Source organism: Actinobacillus ureae ATCC 25976 (assembly GCF_000188255.1).
Classification (GTDB): domain Bacteria; phylum Pseudomonadota; class Gammaproteobacteria; order Enterobacterales; family Pasteurellaceae; genus Actinobacillus; species Actinobacillus ureae.
In genome coordinates this window covers 296,140-309,982 of record NZ_GL831080.1, presented here as the reverse complement: position 1 = coordinate 309,982, position 13,843 = coordinate 296,140, and the positions used below count along the sequence as shown (strand labels likewise).

23 protein-coding genes, 1 tRNA gene and 1 pseudogene are annotated in these 13,843 nt (G+C 37.3%); 5 read left to right on the top strand and 20 right to left on the bottom strand.

The genetic code is table 11. From position 1 onward, the window contains the following. Positions 1-273: 273 nt before the first annotated feature. Positions 274-1,014, bottom strand: coding sequence for a hypothetical protein (locus HMPREF0027_RS01535; protein ID WP_005621581.1), 741 nt, complete (start codon positions 1,012-1,014; stop codon positions 274-276). A 441-nt stretch (positions 1,015-1,455) separates the two neighbouring features. Here HMPREF0027_RS01535 and HMPREF0027_RS12175 point away from each other — a divergent pair, with 441 nt between their 5' ends. Then, positions 1,456-1,743 carry a hypothetical protein gene (locus tag HMPREF0027_RS12175; RefSeq protein ID WP_208853660.1) on the top strand — a complete coding sequence of 96 codons (288 nt, stop codon included), beginning with the start codon at positions 1,456-1,458 and terminating at the stop codon, positions 1,741-1,743. A gap of 14 nt (positions 1,744-1,757) precedes the next feature. Here HMPREF0027_RS12175 and HMPREF0027_RS01530 read toward each other — a convergent pair whose 3' ends face one another. From HMPREF0027_RS01530 to HMPREF0027_RS01515, 4 genes are all read right to left on the bottom strand, one after another. Then, complete coding sequence (locus tag HMPREF0027_RS01530) at positions 1,758-2,675, bottom strand: hypothetical protein (protein ID WP_005621576.1); 918 nt, start codon at positions 2,673-2,675, stop codon at positions 1,758-1,760. A 132-nt stretch (positions 2,676-2,807) separates the two neighbouring features. Beyond that, complete coding sequence (locus HMPREF0027_RS01525; protein ID WP_005621574.1) at positions 2,808-3,383, bottom strand: hypothetical protein; 576 nt, start codon at positions 3,381-3,383, stop codon at positions 2,808-2,810. After that, positions 3,380-4,600: a PBSX family phage terminase large subunit gene (locus tag HMPREF0027_RS01520; protein ID WP_005621572.1), complete on the bottom strand. Its 1,221-nt coding sequence runs from the start codon at positions 4,598-4,600 to the stop codon at positions 3,380-3,382. Before HMPREF0027_RS01520 ends, HMPREF0027_RS01525 begins: the two co-directional genes overlap by 4 nt. Next, a complete protein-coding gene (locus HMPREF0027_RS01515) occupies positions 4,584-5,132 on the bottom strand; it encodes a terminase small subunit (protein WP_005621570.1) in 549 nt (182 codons plus the stop codon). Before HMPREF0027_RS01515 ends, HMPREF0027_RS01520 begins: the two co-directional genes overlap by 17 nt. 204 nt (positions 5,133-5,336) lie before the next feature. On the opposite strand from HMPREF0027_RS01515, the gene HMPREF0027_RS01510 reads away from it, so the two are divergent. Together HMPREF0027_RS01510 and HMPREF0027_RS01505 are read left to right on the top strand one after the other, a co-directional pair. Next, on the top strand, positions 5,337-5,597 hold the full coding sequence (locus tag HMPREF0027_RS01510; protein WP_005621568.1) for a type II toxin-antitoxin system RelE family toxin: 261 nt from the start codon (positions 5,337-5,339) through the stop codon (positions 5,595-5,597). Between the two features lie 35 nt (positions 5,598-5,632). Continuing rightward, positions 5,633-6,001: a helix-turn-helix domain-containing protein gene (locus HMPREF0027_RS01505; RefSeq protein WP_005621567.1), complete on the top strand. Its 369-nt coding sequence runs from the start codon at positions 5,633-5,635 to the stop codon at positions 5,999-6,001. Between the two features lie 23 nt (positions 6,002-6,024). Here HMPREF0027_RS01505 and lysC read toward each other — a convergent pair whose 3' ends face one another. The 15 genes and pseudogenes from lysC to HMPREF0027_RS01440 all read right to left on the bottom strand — a co-directional run bounded on the left by lysC (position 6,025) and on the right by HMPREF0027_RS01440 (position 12,592). Next, positions 6,025-6,306, bottom strand: a complete 282-nt coding sequence (gene lysC / locus HMPREF0027_RS13075; protein WP_081456945.1) for an Rz1-like lysis system protein LysC — start codon at positions 6,304-6,306, stop codon at positions 6,025-6,027. Next, entirely contained in the window at positions 6,212-6,535 is a 324-nt protein-coding gene (locus tag HMPREF0027_RS11465; protein ID WP_081456964.1) for a DUF2570 family protein, read from the bottom strand. Before HMPREF0027_RS11465 ends, lysC begins: the two co-directional genes overlap by 95 nt. After that, complete coding sequence (locus HMPREF0027_RS01495) at positions 6,508-7,038, bottom strand: lysozyme (protein ID WP_005621563.1); 531 nt, start codon at positions 7,036-7,038, stop codon at positions 6,508-6,510. Before HMPREF0027_RS01495 ends, HMPREF0027_RS11465 begins: the two co-directional genes overlap by 28 nt. Beyond that, positions 7,035-7,331: a hypothetical protein gene (locus tag HMPREF0027_RS01490; protein WP_005621562.1), complete on the bottom strand. Its 297-nt coding sequence runs from the start codon at positions 7,329-7,331 to the stop codon at positions 7,035-7,037. Before HMPREF0027_RS01490 ends, HMPREF0027_RS01495 begins: the two co-directional genes overlap by 4 nt. 66 nt (positions 7,332-7,397) lie before the next feature. After that, a tRNA-Trp gene (locus HMPREF0027_RS01485) sits at positions 7,398-7,473 on the bottom strand. Between the two features lie 110 nt (positions 7,474-7,583). Further along, positions 7,584-8,030, bottom strand: coding sequence for an antiterminator Q family protein (locus HMPREF0027_RS01480; protein ID WP_005621559.1), 447 nt, complete (start codon positions 8,028-8,030; stop codon positions 7,584-7,586). Between the two features lie 46 nt (positions 8,031-8,076). After that, positions 8,077-8,358, bottom strand: a pseudogene (locus HMPREF0027_RS01475) (RusA family crossover junction endodeoxyribonuclease); the annotation flags it as partial. A gap of 74 nt (positions 8,359-8,432) precedes the next feature. Next, entirely contained in the window at positions 8,433-8,717 is a 285-nt protein-coding gene (locus tag HMPREF0027_RS01470) for a DUF1364 domain-containing protein (protein WP_044024213.1), read from the bottom strand. 72 nt (positions 8,718-8,789) lie between these two features. Beyond that, on the bottom strand, positions 8,790-9,242 hold the full coding sequence (locus HMPREF0027_RS01465; RefSeq protein WP_005621555.1) for a DUF1367 family protein: 453 nt from the start codon (positions 9,240-9,242) through the stop codon (positions 8,790-8,792). Next, complete coding sequence (locus HMPREF0027_RS01460) at positions 9,232-9,840, bottom strand: DNA N-6-adenine-methyltransferase (protein ID WP_005621554.1); 609 nt, start codon at positions 9,838-9,840, stop codon at positions 9,232-9,234. The genes HMPREF0027_RS01465 and HMPREF0027_RS01460 overlap by 11 nt, the downstream gene beginning before the upstream one ends. Further along, positions 9,830-11,197, bottom strand: a complete 1,368-nt coding sequence (locus HMPREF0027_RS01455; protein ID WP_005621552.1) for a replicative DNA helicase — start codon at positions 11,195-11,197, stop codon at positions 9,830-9,832. The genes HMPREF0027_RS01460 and HMPREF0027_RS01455 overlap by 11 nt, the downstream gene beginning before the upstream one ends. After that, positions 11,194-11,547, bottom strand: a complete 354-nt coding sequence (locus HMPREF0027_RS12330) for a hypothetical protein (RefSeq protein ID WP_005621551.1) — start codon at positions 11,545-11,547, stop codon at positions 11,194-11,196. The genes HMPREF0027_RS01455 and HMPREF0027_RS12330 overlap by 4 nt, the downstream gene beginning before the upstream one ends. A gap of 34 nt (positions 11,548-11,581) precedes the next feature. Then, positions 11,582-12,052: a replication protein gene (locus tag HMPREF0027_RS12325; RefSeq protein WP_244261823.1), complete on the bottom strand. Its 471-nt coding sequence runs from the start codon at positions 12,050-12,052 to the stop codon at positions 11,582-11,584. Continuing rightward, a complete protein-coding gene (locus HMPREF0027_RS01445; RefSeq protein ID WP_044024212.1) occupies positions 12,021-12,206 on the bottom strand; it encodes a hypothetical protein in 186 nt (61 codons plus the stop codon). The genes HMPREF0027_RS12325 and HMPREF0027_RS01445 overlap by 32 nt, the downstream gene beginning before the upstream one ends. Positions 12,207-12,391: 185 nt before the next feature. Then, on the bottom strand, positions 12,392-12,592 hold the full coding sequence (locus HMPREF0027_RS01440) for a YdaS family helix-turn-helix protein (protein ID WP_044024211.1): 201 nt from the start codon (positions 12,590-12,592) through the stop codon (positions 12,392-12,394). A gap of 120 nt (positions 12,593-12,712) precedes the next feature. Between HMPREF0027_RS01440 and HMPREF0027_RS01430 the strand changes: the two genes are divergently transcribed. Both HMPREF0027_RS01430 and HMPREF0027_RS01425 read left to right on the top strand, forming a co-directional pair. Beyond that, the gene (locus HMPREF0027_RS01430; protein ID WP_005621548.1) at positions 12,713-13,369 is read left to right on the top strand and encodes a LexA family transcriptional regulator; all 657 of its coding nucleotides are present in this window, start codon (positions 12,713-12,715) and stop codon (positions 13,367-13,369) included. A gap of 66 nt (positions 13,370-13,435) precedes the next feature. Next, positions 13,436-13,729: a DUF4298 domain-containing protein gene (locus tag HMPREF0027_RS01425; RefSeq protein WP_005621547.1), complete on the top strand. Its 294-nt coding sequence runs from the start codon at positions 13,436-13,438 to the stop codon at positions 13,727-13,729. Positions 13,730-13,843: the final 114 nt, after the last annotated feature.

The following is a 13,843-nucleotide window of genomic DNA, read 5'->3' as shown; positions in this document are numbered from 1 at the left end:
ATTACCAACCCTTTTGTCCAATAGAGGCATAGTTTTGCAAAACACCAACCTTTTTGTCTACCATGCCCCCAATTTTCAAGTTTTACTTTATCAATATTACCTGATTGATCTTAACCTGGAATAAATCTCAATGCTTCTAATGTATAGTAATATTGTTTAAAAATAGCCTTCTTTTCTGACTCAGTTTGAACATTAGTGATGTTTTCATCTTGCTTTCCATCATCTCGATTATATAAGTTAGAAATAAGGTAAATAAAAAATTCAGGATGCTGTTCAATATATATTTCTAAATTTTTCAATATCACAATATTCATTTCTACGTCCATACGGAGCTAATACGTAGATATATAAAAATTCCAAACTTGCTTTTTGTTCCAAAGTTAGATTTTTACTTTCTTTAATTCTGGAAAAAGCCTTTCCTAAATGATAAGAATCAAGTGGCAAATTTTCATTAATAGTAGAGGAAGAAATCATTGAAGAAAGTACTGCAAAAATCAACTCTGGTTCCACATCATCAATGAATAATGAAATATAAGAAAATGCCGCTTGCCCTCTATTTGCCTTTAATAAATATTGAACACCTTTTGCAGCATCATTTTTATCACTCCAATAATTAGGGATTACATTAGCCCAATACTCTCTTTTAAATGGTTCACTTAGCAAACCCACTTTTTCCCAAGTCATAGATATAAATGGGGATTGTAAATATATCTTAACCATATCACTTTCTGATAATTTATCATATAAATCATCAAATAAAGAGAGATTTTCTTTACGTTCACATAATATTCCTCTAATAAAACTCATCAATTTAGTTTCTTGTAAGAGGCTAAATTTATGTATCGCTTGAATAAGCACGGCAACAAGATGAGAGTTAGTAGAGAAAATATGTCGTCGAAGTAAGAAACCAATCACATGAGCAGCATTCCCTTGTAAGCACAAATCTAGAACCCCATCATTGCCCTTTTCGGCAACTATACTTTCTATAGCTTTAACTCTCTCTTTACGAATCAATTCTTCTCGTTCCTCAAAGCTTAAATCAGGTATTTCTTCTAATTCATCCGCAGATTCATTAACCCAATGTTCGCGAAACAGCCAAATATTTCTATCAATTGGATCTTTAGGAGCTAAAGCAGCATATACTTGTTCTCCTAATTCTGTAAACTGAACTCTATTTTTTGTTTTTTAGCTCTACGAGACAATACTTTTGTGCGAAGTTTTTCTCGCATTTCAATTTTTTCAGATTCTATACTTCTCCAAATATATTTACTTGATGGTAACGCCACGTTTTGGAAAAAATCAGGAAATTGGCTTAAACAAACTTTCCATCCTATCTCTGGAGAATCTTTTACTAGTTTCTTGAGTAATAGAGTACGAGCTTCTAAACTAGCATTTGTTATTGGTAGCCAAGATCTGAAAATAGCACATAGAGAAGAAAACGGTTTGTTTGCATAATTGTCATCAATTTCTTTTTCACTTAATTGCGATAAAATTTTTACTACTCTAGAAACCAGAAACTCATCCCTAGCTAATTTTTCTAAACCCCATAATAAATCTGTATATTTAGGTCTAGAAAATAATACATTAGTTGTTGGTGTTAAAAGTTTTAATACATTCTTATCTGACTTTAAATCATTCTCAATAATAGTTAAAAAAGTATCTGGAGATGCTTCAGCATATGTAGATAAATCATTACTATTTGCCTGTAACTTTCTTAATGTTAAAGGTGTTAATAATGAATAAATAAGTTTTTCAACTTATCTTTCACAATCCAACTCATTTTCAAACAACAAATTACCATGTACTCCTAATAAAATAACCATTTCTCCAAAACTATCTCTTAATACTTGAGAATATTCCCGTTTTTTACCTAGTACATTGGAAAACCATTGTTTATTTTCAGATAAATCTAATGCAGGATCATCTTCTGAAAGTACTAACTTAGCATTTTCAAAAAAACACTCTAGATCAGACTTAGTTACATATGGTGCAATAGCAAAAAGTAGATCGATTCTAGAAATAACTCCTCTATAATTATCAATTTTCCAAACAGGAGAATCGTTTAATAAAAGTGTTTTGTTCAGATTTTCTTCTAAATTATTGTATGTTTGATTATTTGTAAATGATTCTAGGAGTTCAATATCTTTCTTATTACTAGAATCCCATGTTCCAGCTAATAAAAAGGGAATTAATTCTCTATTATTATTATTTACCCATTCTGGATTTTTAATAGCCTCTACCAATGATAATTGACGACGTAATACTGTTAATGAATAGCCAGATTTCTTAGCTAAAGCTACTGACTCATCATGATCTTTCCCCATCTCTTTTAAAGATTCTATAAAGGTTGAAGAATCTAAAATCTCTAAAGTTAAATCTACATTTTTACTCTGAGAATTTTTAGAACAAACAATAAAAGAATGAATTTGAGTTGCATACGGAGCTAGCTCTTTCTCTACATCTTTATTCGCTGTTATTGCTATAAAGTTCTTTGAGCCGTCTGTGAGACGAGGTAATACATCTGTTTTTTTGAATAAAAGACATCTATCTCTATAACTAATAAAATTACTATCTTCATTAAATAGTGAAGATAAAAATGCAATTGCCTCATCAATTGAATCTGCAGCAATATAAAATGGCTTAGTGGGGGTATTATTTAAATAATCTTTAATCATTTGTTTATTTTTCTTTATTAACTGATTAAAAAAAGATGAAGTAAGATATGGTCGACATACATTTGCCCAACTACACCAAAAATAGTCTAATGACTCAACATCTTTAGTCGGTAATTTTGCCTCATTAGCTAACTAACTTTGTGCTGGTAATGATTGCTCTAGCCATTGTTCTAAATCATTTGCATCGTAAACCTTTACATCTTTCCATTTATTTAAAGATTTCTTTTCAGTAACCCATTTTTCTTTTCCAATCCATCTATGAGGAGTTACAAAAATAAATTTAACTAATCCACGAATGCCTAGATTGCTTAAACTGCCATCCTCAATCGGCTCATGCCATTGTTTGCCGTCCGCAACCTGTAAGATTAAAGCAGAATATCTCCCAACAAGATTACGTCGATCCGCCTCAATAATTGATTGCCAGTTTTTGGTTAAGAACGCCTTAACCTCTTTCTCCCAACTCGTTTCTGTTGTTGCCTCTTCAGATTCTGCGCCTTCAATCACTGTTGGATAGTCCTCCCAGCACTTCTCGATGATTCGCTCAACCGCTGCATTGCCAAGCGCGAAACGTTTATACACTTTATAAAATTGATTAAAATCAATTCTTCGTGGATAACCGAATTCATCCCAAAGTTTTGTCCGTTTTGTATTGCCTGTCATACCAAGCAACTGAGCGACAAATGCCTGTCTTTGCTGATCTACTGTCATAATAAAATCCCTGTTGCCTGCTTAACCTGCATTAGCGGAGTGAGCGCATAACGGAGTGCATCTACATAGTGATTGTTTGCATCCACAATCTGAGGTAGCACATCACCAGTCAGCCTGTCTGTTTTATAACTATAAAGCCTAAACTCGTTTAGCGTCTCTTTGCAGCGAGGATGGATATAAACCTTGTCATACGATTTAATATGCTCTATCCCATCCTCCACACTACCTTGCCATTTTTTAACTCCCTCAATACGAGGGAATCCATGACGTTTTAAATAGCTAATCGATTCAGGTCGAGCAGAGTCCGCTCTTGAAATATATTTCTCAAATTCAGGTATGCAACCTGAGATAAAACCTGCCGTTTCGTCAAGCTCCAGCCTTACTTGTCTTGCCTCATACTCAATATACAAATCACCATCAAATACCCAGCACTTAATTGCAGCGGTAGGGTCGTTAGCAAAACCAAAGTCTAAACCGTGGTACGAACCGTCAAAATCCGGATTCGGCTCAAATTCCAGCTCTTGATACTTATCTCTAAATATCTGTGCTTCCGACTGCTCAAGATACGCACCCTCCCAAATCCAGCGGTAAGTTGCATCGTCTAGGCGTTTTTTATCATTCAGCCTTTCTTGCTCTAGAACATCAGGAAACCATGGATTGTAGGTATAGTTCATTTCAACAATCACCGAGTTGTCAGGTGGGAATTGTCTAAAACGCTTATCCGTTGCGGAATCTCTTTTTTCTGGATTCCACGTCAGCCAGATTTCTGAATTATGTTCACGAACCGTAGGAATTAATTTACTCCAAGCCATTTCACTGACCGATTCAGCTTCATCAACCCAAGCAAATAATATCCTTGCTTTCGATTTGATACTATCTAAGTTATGACGTAGACCAGAAAATATATACGACACTCTGCCACACTTTGTTCTGATGTACTTTTCACATATTTCAAAAAAATCATTTAAAAATGACTCTGCTCTAATTGCCTGTTTAACTTCTTCAAGTGAGGAATCTTCAAGAGAATTCATAAATTCACGACCACGTAAGATAACTCCACTATCGCCAGCCATTGCTCTTTTGTACGCAATTACTGCTGTCATTTTCGCGAACGTTCTTGTCTTCGCTGAACCGCGTCCACCATAAGATCCACAATAACGATAATTACCACTAAAAACTGGGATGAGTTTAGGTGGTATTTCAATCTGTACTTTCATTGCTATTTACCGATGGTGAAACTAATTCAATAATTGTTGGACGATTAAGTGAACTGTCGGAATTAGTGAGATCAACACGTTCTTTAAACATTCCCAAATGCTTACCCAATAACTCAAGTGCTTTATTTGCTCCCGTTGGCTCAAAAACAAAACAGTCTGTATCAACGCTTTGGGCTGTTCCTTCTTGATTATTTTTAACAACAGTTGTTAACCTTAACGGCTTTCTGCCCATACAAATATCACGATATTCTTCAAAGTCACGAATGACCTTATCAACTGTTAAATTATGCCGTTCCTGATGAAGTTTCTTTAATTCCTCAACCCTTAGGGTAATCTTAGGGTTCTTCGGATTATTTAATAATTTAATCGCTTCAACATTAACTGCCTCATTACTCATCTTCGAACAATCATAAGCCTGTCGGTAAGCTTCACTTGCATTACCAAGCTCAATATAAAGCTGACAGAATTTTTCTTGTTTAGGTGTTAAACCGCGCCCCTTAGACGTGGATTTAACCTCGTCTTTTTTTGGCATAGGTAAATCCTTTTTTAAATACTTGCTTTGTGTATATATGCGTAATAATACTTGGTTAAGGCAGTAGCTCTCTCATCTCGCAGTGCAACAATGATTAGAAAAATGGAAAATAATTAGATTTTTCTAAAAAAACATTGACAATATAAGACATATATCTTATTATCTAATCATCGAAAGATACTTGTTCTTTAAAAAGGAGATTAAATGAATCAGATTAACTGGACTAAGAAAGCAATGAAGCAACTGCTTTCAATAGACCAAAGATATGTAAAGCCAATTAGAGAAAAAGTGAACGCGTTAAACGCCTTTCCCGATGTCAAGTTAGATTTAAAAAAGATGTCAGGTAAAGATAACCAGTATAGATTAAGGGTCGGTGATTACAGAGTTTTGTTTGAAGTAATCGACGGTGAACCAAGAATAATCAATATACAAACAGTTAAACGCAGAACATCAACAACCTATTAATAAAGTGGGGAGAAATTCCCACTAAAGGAGATCTCATGAAACTACAATACATCAACGATACAAATGGCAAACCACAATTTGTAGTCTTGCCAATCGAAGAGTTTAAACGCTTGACTGCACTTGATGATGATTTAATTTTTCAAGATGTACCCTATCAATCAGATCATACAGATAATGAAACAGTGCCAAACGAAGTTATTAATATTATGTTTGATCAAGACTTAAGTTTATTAGCTGCGTGGCGTATATATCGTGGATTATCACAATATGATGTAGCAGTTAAAACTGGGTTAACTCAATCATCAATTTCTCAAGCAGAGAAAAAAGGATCTAAACCACAACAAAAAACTTGTGAACGTTTAGCTGCAATTTATAACTGTAAACCAGAACAGCTTATTCTATAAAAGAAAAGGGGAAGCCCCCCTTTTCACTTATTTAAATCTTCTTTCTGCCACTCTCGAATCTTGTCGATTCGGTTTAAGCAAACATCTCTTTCGCGTTTGGGTATCACTGCGTACTTTGAAACGTCACCGTAAGTATTACCGTTAAAACCTGTTTTATCTAAGTGAGCCAGAAGTGCCGCTGGAATACTTGGGTACACTTGCGCTACGGGTTTACTTGCGCAAGAAGTCAACAATAGAACGAGGAGCGCGAGCATTAAAAGCGTCAGTGCTCTTTTTATCATGTGAAATAGAATTGATTGCATCATCTGATTTACTCCTAGACTCACTCTCAAGTCTGCTTATTTCGAGTGTGAGTTGTCTGTTTATTTCTTCTTGCTGTTTGAGCTTTTTGATACTTTCGCCCTGCAGTGAAATGGTTTGGGCTTGAATGGTGTTTTTGGCTTTTAAGTTAGAAATAGATTGAAACTGGAACCACAACGCGACACACAAGCCCAAAATTACGACGATCAAGATTTGTGTAAGTCGGCTAAACATAGCTCACGTTCCTTTTGTCTGCGGATTTCAAGTCCACGTAATACTTTACCGTGGGCGTATTTCCAGCGTGGAAATTGATCGCACATTGCTTGAATATCGCCATTTTTTGCGTGTTTAAATAGCGTAGAATATTTCAGCTTAGAACATCCGACATTAAATGTAATTGATACCGCTGCCTCAAATGTACTTTGCGGTAAGTTCTTTCCACTTGCCCAGTTATTAACGCATTTTTCAGCCACTTTGATGTCATTTACCCAGCGCTTCGCTATTTCTTCGTCTGAATATTTTTTACGTTCAATAGGTAGTCCGCTTAATTCCGTTGAACCAATACCAACTGTTAAAACGTCAGCAGGACATCTATAACGTTCACGTGCGCAACCTTCGGCATTACCGATGATTTCTAATCCACGCTCACCGGTGCGAATCTCAGTTGAGTGATTGGATATGACAACAGCGATAATCATTGCAACAGAACAAGCCGTTATCTTCTTAGCATGTTTCATTCTATATCAAGCCCTTTTCTCAATCGTTGCACATGTAGCCGGTGAAGTTCTTCTTTTCGTTCTTCGTCACGAATTCTAATTTTTCTTTCTTCTTCTCTCGTTTTGAGTTTTCGGGCTTCTTCTCTAATTCGCACTCTTCTCTCATGAAATTTTGAGGATAAGTTAACGAGAGCGGTAACAATACCGATCGCAAGACTAACCATCATCAAGTTTTGTTGATCGCCTAGCCAAGCAAGTAAGCCACTAAATCCCGACCAGATATATGATTGCATCCCAGCATCTTTCATTTTCATAATCTCCACCCCCTTGCTTTTGGGGCAATAAAAAAGCCCAGTCCGTTAAGACTAGGCTTGTGAGTTTGGCAAGGGTGACTGGACTTGAACCAATGACATGCGATTTTGGAGACCGTTGCTCTACCAGTTGAGCTACACCCTTAAATAAAAACCCCAACCGTTTCCAGTCGAGGTTATAAAATCTCATTTAGTGAACCTCATTTAAACAAAGCCCACTATGTATTGAAATGATATATAGGCTTATACTTTTTGTCAATACTTGATTTTCACGTTGACGGCACGTTCGCTACCAGCTTGAAGAATTACAAAGCCAGTTACAAGAAGTTCGTGAATTATCGCTTTTGCTAATTTTAGCTCTTTCTCTACGTTCCGTTTAAATGTTTTTAGACTTGGCACTCTGATTTTTGATTTACCCGGACTGGCTTTCATTGGAATTGGTTCGCTATTCTTTCTCAACGTTACAGCTATTTTGTTAATAGTGCATTTGTTCACGTAATAAGAAAAGACAATGAACCGCATCGCTGGATCATGCTTCATAAAGAACTGGTCAACAATTTGACTGATCATCATCCCAACATCATCATCACAAATTGGCTCGCTAGGTTCGCTTGGTGTAACACTTTGCATTAATCTACCAATGATATTAAATTGTGTTTTATCAAACCTTTCTGTTCTAATCCAATTCCCCCACATATCCATCCATTTATCAACAAAATACTCTTGCTCTTATCGCTAAATCTTTTCGTCATTCTATGCCTCTGATTTTTATTATCGCCATTCCTTTTTTGACTACACCCATTTCCTCAATCGAGTATTTTCTAATGATTTTCCGATTGTCGTCTTTGATAAGCACCGCGCCAACTAAGCTATCAAAAATACCCTTTGGTAGATTGTCTAGATCTCGATCTCGGTTATCAGGGAAGTAAATTTGCATTTTTATTTCTACCGCACCATCAAATGGATCAAACTGCTTACAAACTTCAGTGGCGATTCTTTTAAACTCTCGCCCAGCTTTTGAGATGTAATGTCTTCTGCTGCGCGTATGTTTCTAGTAGTGGCTAACGCTTGGCGGGTAAGGCAATGCAATTTCAAGCCAATCACTCATAACTTACCCTCCTTGCGTAAAACATCCTGCGTACGCATAACACCTTCTGCGTGAGCTAATCGGACATAATCCATTTCTAATTTGCGAGTACGACGATCACATTCATCATGACAACTACTACAGCACCATGCACCGAATAAATCATCAGGTTTCATTCCTACACCGCTTAAACCTGCCATGCGGTAATGCGCTAATACCACCGTTTCGGAATTCCCGTTGCAAATGCCAGGTAAACGCACTTGGCACTCTCGATGCTTAGCTTCTTTATGCAGATTTGCCATTACACTTCCCATCCTTCCATTTCTTAACTTCTAATTGTTTATTTTTTTGCACAATAAATTTGTTGAGCAAACTTAGTAAAAAAACGCATACAAGCGGTCTAAAATTTGCGGGTCATCGCAACCCTTGAAAATATGCTTCATCGCCGCATTGATTAGCGAGTTATAGCAACGCTCGAATTCCGCTTGTGCCATATTTCCGTAAGCAAGGCTTTTCGGCTCAATTCGCACATCGCCTTTGATTTTGTATGTTTTATCAAAGTAGCCGGCAAGCACTGTGAGATTTTTTCTGAATGTGTCAAACTGCGCTTGTTCGTCCTGAAATTGCCACTCTGTTTTATCTGCCGACCAGTGCTCGAAACAGAACTTGAAAAATGCAAAAACTTTGCGATGAAAGGCTGGATTTCTAGCTTGTTTGATTTCAATTTGGTATTGCTCGCCAGTTTTGAATTTTGCTAACGCCTCAGCCTGTTCATCATTTAGCGGGACTAAAACTCCGCCCGCCATTTTCAGCATCTCAAGCTGCATATTCGCCAACCTTTTTTACAAAATCCAAACCTACTGTACGAGTTACAAAATCCTGCATTGTTGGATCGAACACCGCCACCATCGAGCCTTTGTTATTGCCTTTCACTTCTTCGCCCGTAATAGGATTCACAAAATGAATTCGTCCGGAGTGGAATTTACCTTTCTCATCTCGGTATCCGATAATATCGATTACCTCATTAGCGTTATCACGAATAACCTCATACCATTCTGTGCTTTTATCTGCTGGCAATAACATCACAACCAAATGTCCTGCTTGCTTTAGTTCTACCGCACGTTTTACGAACGGAAGTGGTTCGCTATATGGCGGATTTACGAAGATTCGGAGTAACTCGCCTTGTTCTGCAACCATATCAAGCAATCGGTCGAATAAGTCATCACTTAAAAAGTCTTCGGCTATTTGACCGCTTAAGGTGTCATCGTCCAAACCTTCTGTTGCTGGCCCTATCCAATATGAGCGCAACGCATTATTCCCGCTGCTGCACCCATCTATGTGAAACCAATAAAATCTTTGCTCAAGCCAATGGAAAAGCCATTTAGGCGTTTGCCACGTGTTTTTGTCGAATTGTTCAGTTTGCATTTCTCGTCCCGTATTGTTTTGCTGCTCGCGGTTCAGGTTTCTTTTGGTGACTTTCCCAAGCTATTGCTTGGTCGCACTCAACAAACTGACCGTTTTTAAATTCAACATAAACCGTTCCACTCTCGCCGAAGCGATTCTTTGTTAGTATCCATTCTGTGTACTTGTGCGGCTTGTTTGTGTCTTTGTCTCGCTGATTGTGAACCATAATGATTTGGCTTGCGTCTTGCTCAAGACTGCCTGAATCTCTCAAATCAGCGTTAGTCGGACGGCTCCCGTCGGCATTGCGATTTAGCTGTGCTAGTAGAAAAACCGGTGAATGATTGTCTTTGCAGAATGTTTTCAGTTTCTCCATTGATTCACCAATCTGATATGTTCGATTGATTCTGCCGTCTAACGCACCGTGTCGAACCAATCCGATATAATCAATCACGATCGCATTAGGCTTGCCGTATTCTTGGATATGTTCTTCCGCAATCGCAATAATCTGATCCATGGTCAAACCGCCTTTGTCCACGATAAATAATTTCTTATCTTGAAGGCGAGTCATGCCGTGACCTAATAAAGCGAAATCTTCATCACTCATTCTTTCTGGGTTGCGAATTTTTGAAGAATTCAGACCGCTTGCACTTGCAACAAGACGATCCATAATTTGCTCCTTGCTCATCTCAAGTGAGAAAAACAACACGCTGCCGCTATTCTCAATAATGTTTTTGGTAAACGTGATAGCGGTTTCGGTTTTACCGTTACCGGCACGACCGGCAATAATGCAAATATCCGTCTCATTAATACCTTGCAATTTATCATCCAAGGCTTGAACACCTGTGAATAACAACCGGTCTTTAAACGTTGGTTTAGTGCGCTCTTGAAGTAATTCAGCGTATCCATCAATCAAGGTTTCCATCTCAATTGGCTTCACCTTCCCGCCTCGACTTAATAATCGGCTAATCAAACTCAAACCCTTTGATGCAATCTCATCCAGTTTCTCATCTCGAGAACTGTTTAACTCCGTGGCGATATCTAAGAAAATTCGCTGCGATTCTCTGCGTTGGTAGTATTGGCGGACTTTCTCAGCGTAGGCACTCAGATTTGCTACTCCGTAAGTTTTTTTGGAAATTTCCGCCAAAATTGCAAAATCTTGTCCGTAGTTAGAACTGAGTAACAAAATATCAATCATGCCGTCTTTCAATGCTTGGCGCTGAATCGCTGAATAAATTTGCCCAAGCTGGAAAGTTGAAAACATTTCCGGCGTTAGCCAGCTTGTCACATCTCTTGCGGCGGAATTTAATCCGGATTTCAGTAAGCAACCGATTAGAGAATGTTCCACCTCATAGGTTGTGTTTTTCAGCGCTGCGGTCATAGTGCATCCTCCACCGTTTCAGCAAAGACTTTTGGTCTCATCACATAATCAAAGTTGGCAATCCATTTGCGATCGTTGTTTCCCAAGTGGAACGAATTAGGTTTTGCAGAAATCTGCCTCCAAAAATCCTCAAAGTAATCTTGAAAAGCTTTTGGCGTATAGCTCCCGAATTGCTGATGAAGTTCTTTTGCCAAACGATGAATTTGGCGTTTACGTTGATCGCTCATCACCTTAAGTTTTGCAATGGGCGTATCTGCAAACACATCATTCCAAGCCTGCATTACGCCGTCATATTCCACTGGTTCAGATTTTGATTTTTTAGCAGTAACGGAACTTTCCACCTGAGCCACTGGAGAATCCCCTTGGGGGATAATAGGGGGTATATTATTTATATCTTTTGTAATAGTTTCTTTTGTGTTCCCTACTTTTTCGGGATACCCTATCCCTATTATTTCGGGAACTCCCTACTTTTTCGGGATTCACCATTTCCCAATCAAAAACAGATAAATTCACACCTGTTTTTTTGCCATCTTCAAACAAAATTCGCTCTCTAATTAACTCTTTTCGAGCGGATGAAAGTTGATTGATATGATATTTCGTAGGCTTAATATCCATCATTTCACATACCTGAGAATGAGTGAACCAATCGCTTTCTTTTCGCCATGAGAGCGTTTTTAGAATCGTGGCCAGCAAGTAAGAGCCTTTCCAGCCTAGAATCTTTGAGCGAAGAATTACTTTTAACAATTCGTTTGGAATTGCCGTATAACCATCATCAACACTCACTTTCTTAGCCTCTTGGGTTTGGTGTAGTTTTAAAATCGGTTTATTTTCTTGCTGGCTCTGTGGTAATGCCATTTTTAGATTCCTCATAAAATTGTTGTGAACGCTCTTCAATTTCCGCCGCAGTTACACCGCTTTCGATTAAGTTTTTTAACTGCTTGCGATATGAAAACACTTGCCAAAGCGAGGACTTTCCACTAGAATTAACTCCAGTATTTTTTAGATTCATTCGTGAATACCTCTTTGAAAAACCACCGTCCAACCGGTGGTTTTTTATTTGCTGAATAACCACCAAGCCAACAACATAAAAATAGCTAGATGAGCTAAATAAAAATTATCACTGTGATAAAATGTGATTACCCGTTTTAAAAATCTTTTAATAGGAACTGTCATGTCGTTCTCTCTTGTTCGTGATTAGTTATCACTCAAAGATCTCAATATCTCATCCACTGAAACCTCTCCTTTTGTCGCATCAGAAATTGGCTTTAAATACTTAGTTTTAATGCCAAGTCCTTTCAGCCAATTACCGACTGTCATAACGCTAACTCCACAAGCTGTTGCTAACTTTTCTCTACTGCCACAAAGAATAATTGCTTTATCAATAACCTTATTCATAACCTCTTCCTTAAAAAACAAGCGCAATAATAAATCAACCTTTACTGTTGGCAAAGTTTTCTTTTATTGATTTAATTAAAGTTCTCTTTAATAATGTAAAAAAATAAATAGGAGGGTTATATGAGTACGTTAGGTGAGCGAATTGAGAGAGCTATGGAAAGCAAAGGATTAAAACGAAAAGACCTTGCAGAAGCTCTAAATATTTCAAAAATGGCTGTAGGAGATCTTATTAATAATAAAACGAAGAAACCTCGTTACCTTGTTGAAATTGCTGATGTCTTAGGTGTCGATGTGAAATGGTTACAGACAGGAGAAGGTGATATATCCAAGCATAATTTAACACTTACTGAAGAATCTGATGAGATTGTGTTCAATATGCTTAATGTTCAAGCCAGTGCGAGTTTTGGAGTTAATGGTGACATTGTTCAAATAGTGCGTCAAATTAAGTATAACGCTACACAATATTACGATTTCTATCGAGGCATGAATCCGGATAATGTTGAGATCATTAGTGTAAAAGGTGACTCCATGGCGCCAACCTTTTGTCACGGAGATTTATTATTCGTTGATATCACAATTCAAGAATATGATGGGGATGGAATCTATGTATTTACCTACGACAATTATATCTTTGTGAAACGAATTCAGAAAACCGGTAATACCTTTACTGTTCTATCAGATAATAAGCGTTATAAAGACTGGGAAATTAAAAGTGAATACCACATCCACGGCAAAGTCAAAGTCCACCAGAGCCAGCAGCTGAATTTTATTGGATAAGCGGTTGAGCATAGGAGCTATTTGTAAATAGTCCAAAATTTTTAATAAATAAAAAGGAGATAAATCATGCAACAAAAAATTCAACAAGCGCAAGATAACTACGGGCGATTGCTAGAGCTACAAAAAAAGCTGCAAGAAAGCTTAAAATATTGGCAAGAAGCGGCAAATTTAACACAAGAACTCCGTGAGTTTTATCACAACCCTACATGGTCAAAACTCCACGATAATGCCGAACAATACATCATCGACACTAAAAATAACTATAGTGTACTGTCTGAAGACGCTGTTTGGAATGCGTTAGCAGAACAACTATGGATGACTGAAGAGCTAGCAGAGATTATCAAGCCAATATTAGACTGAGATTAAAATCGAAAGCTAATTTTTATTGGCTAGAACATCGTATTTATCGTAGAAAAAGATAAGTCGATAATTAAATTTTAGGGTAAAAATAAATAAAAACTTTGGGGCTGTAGT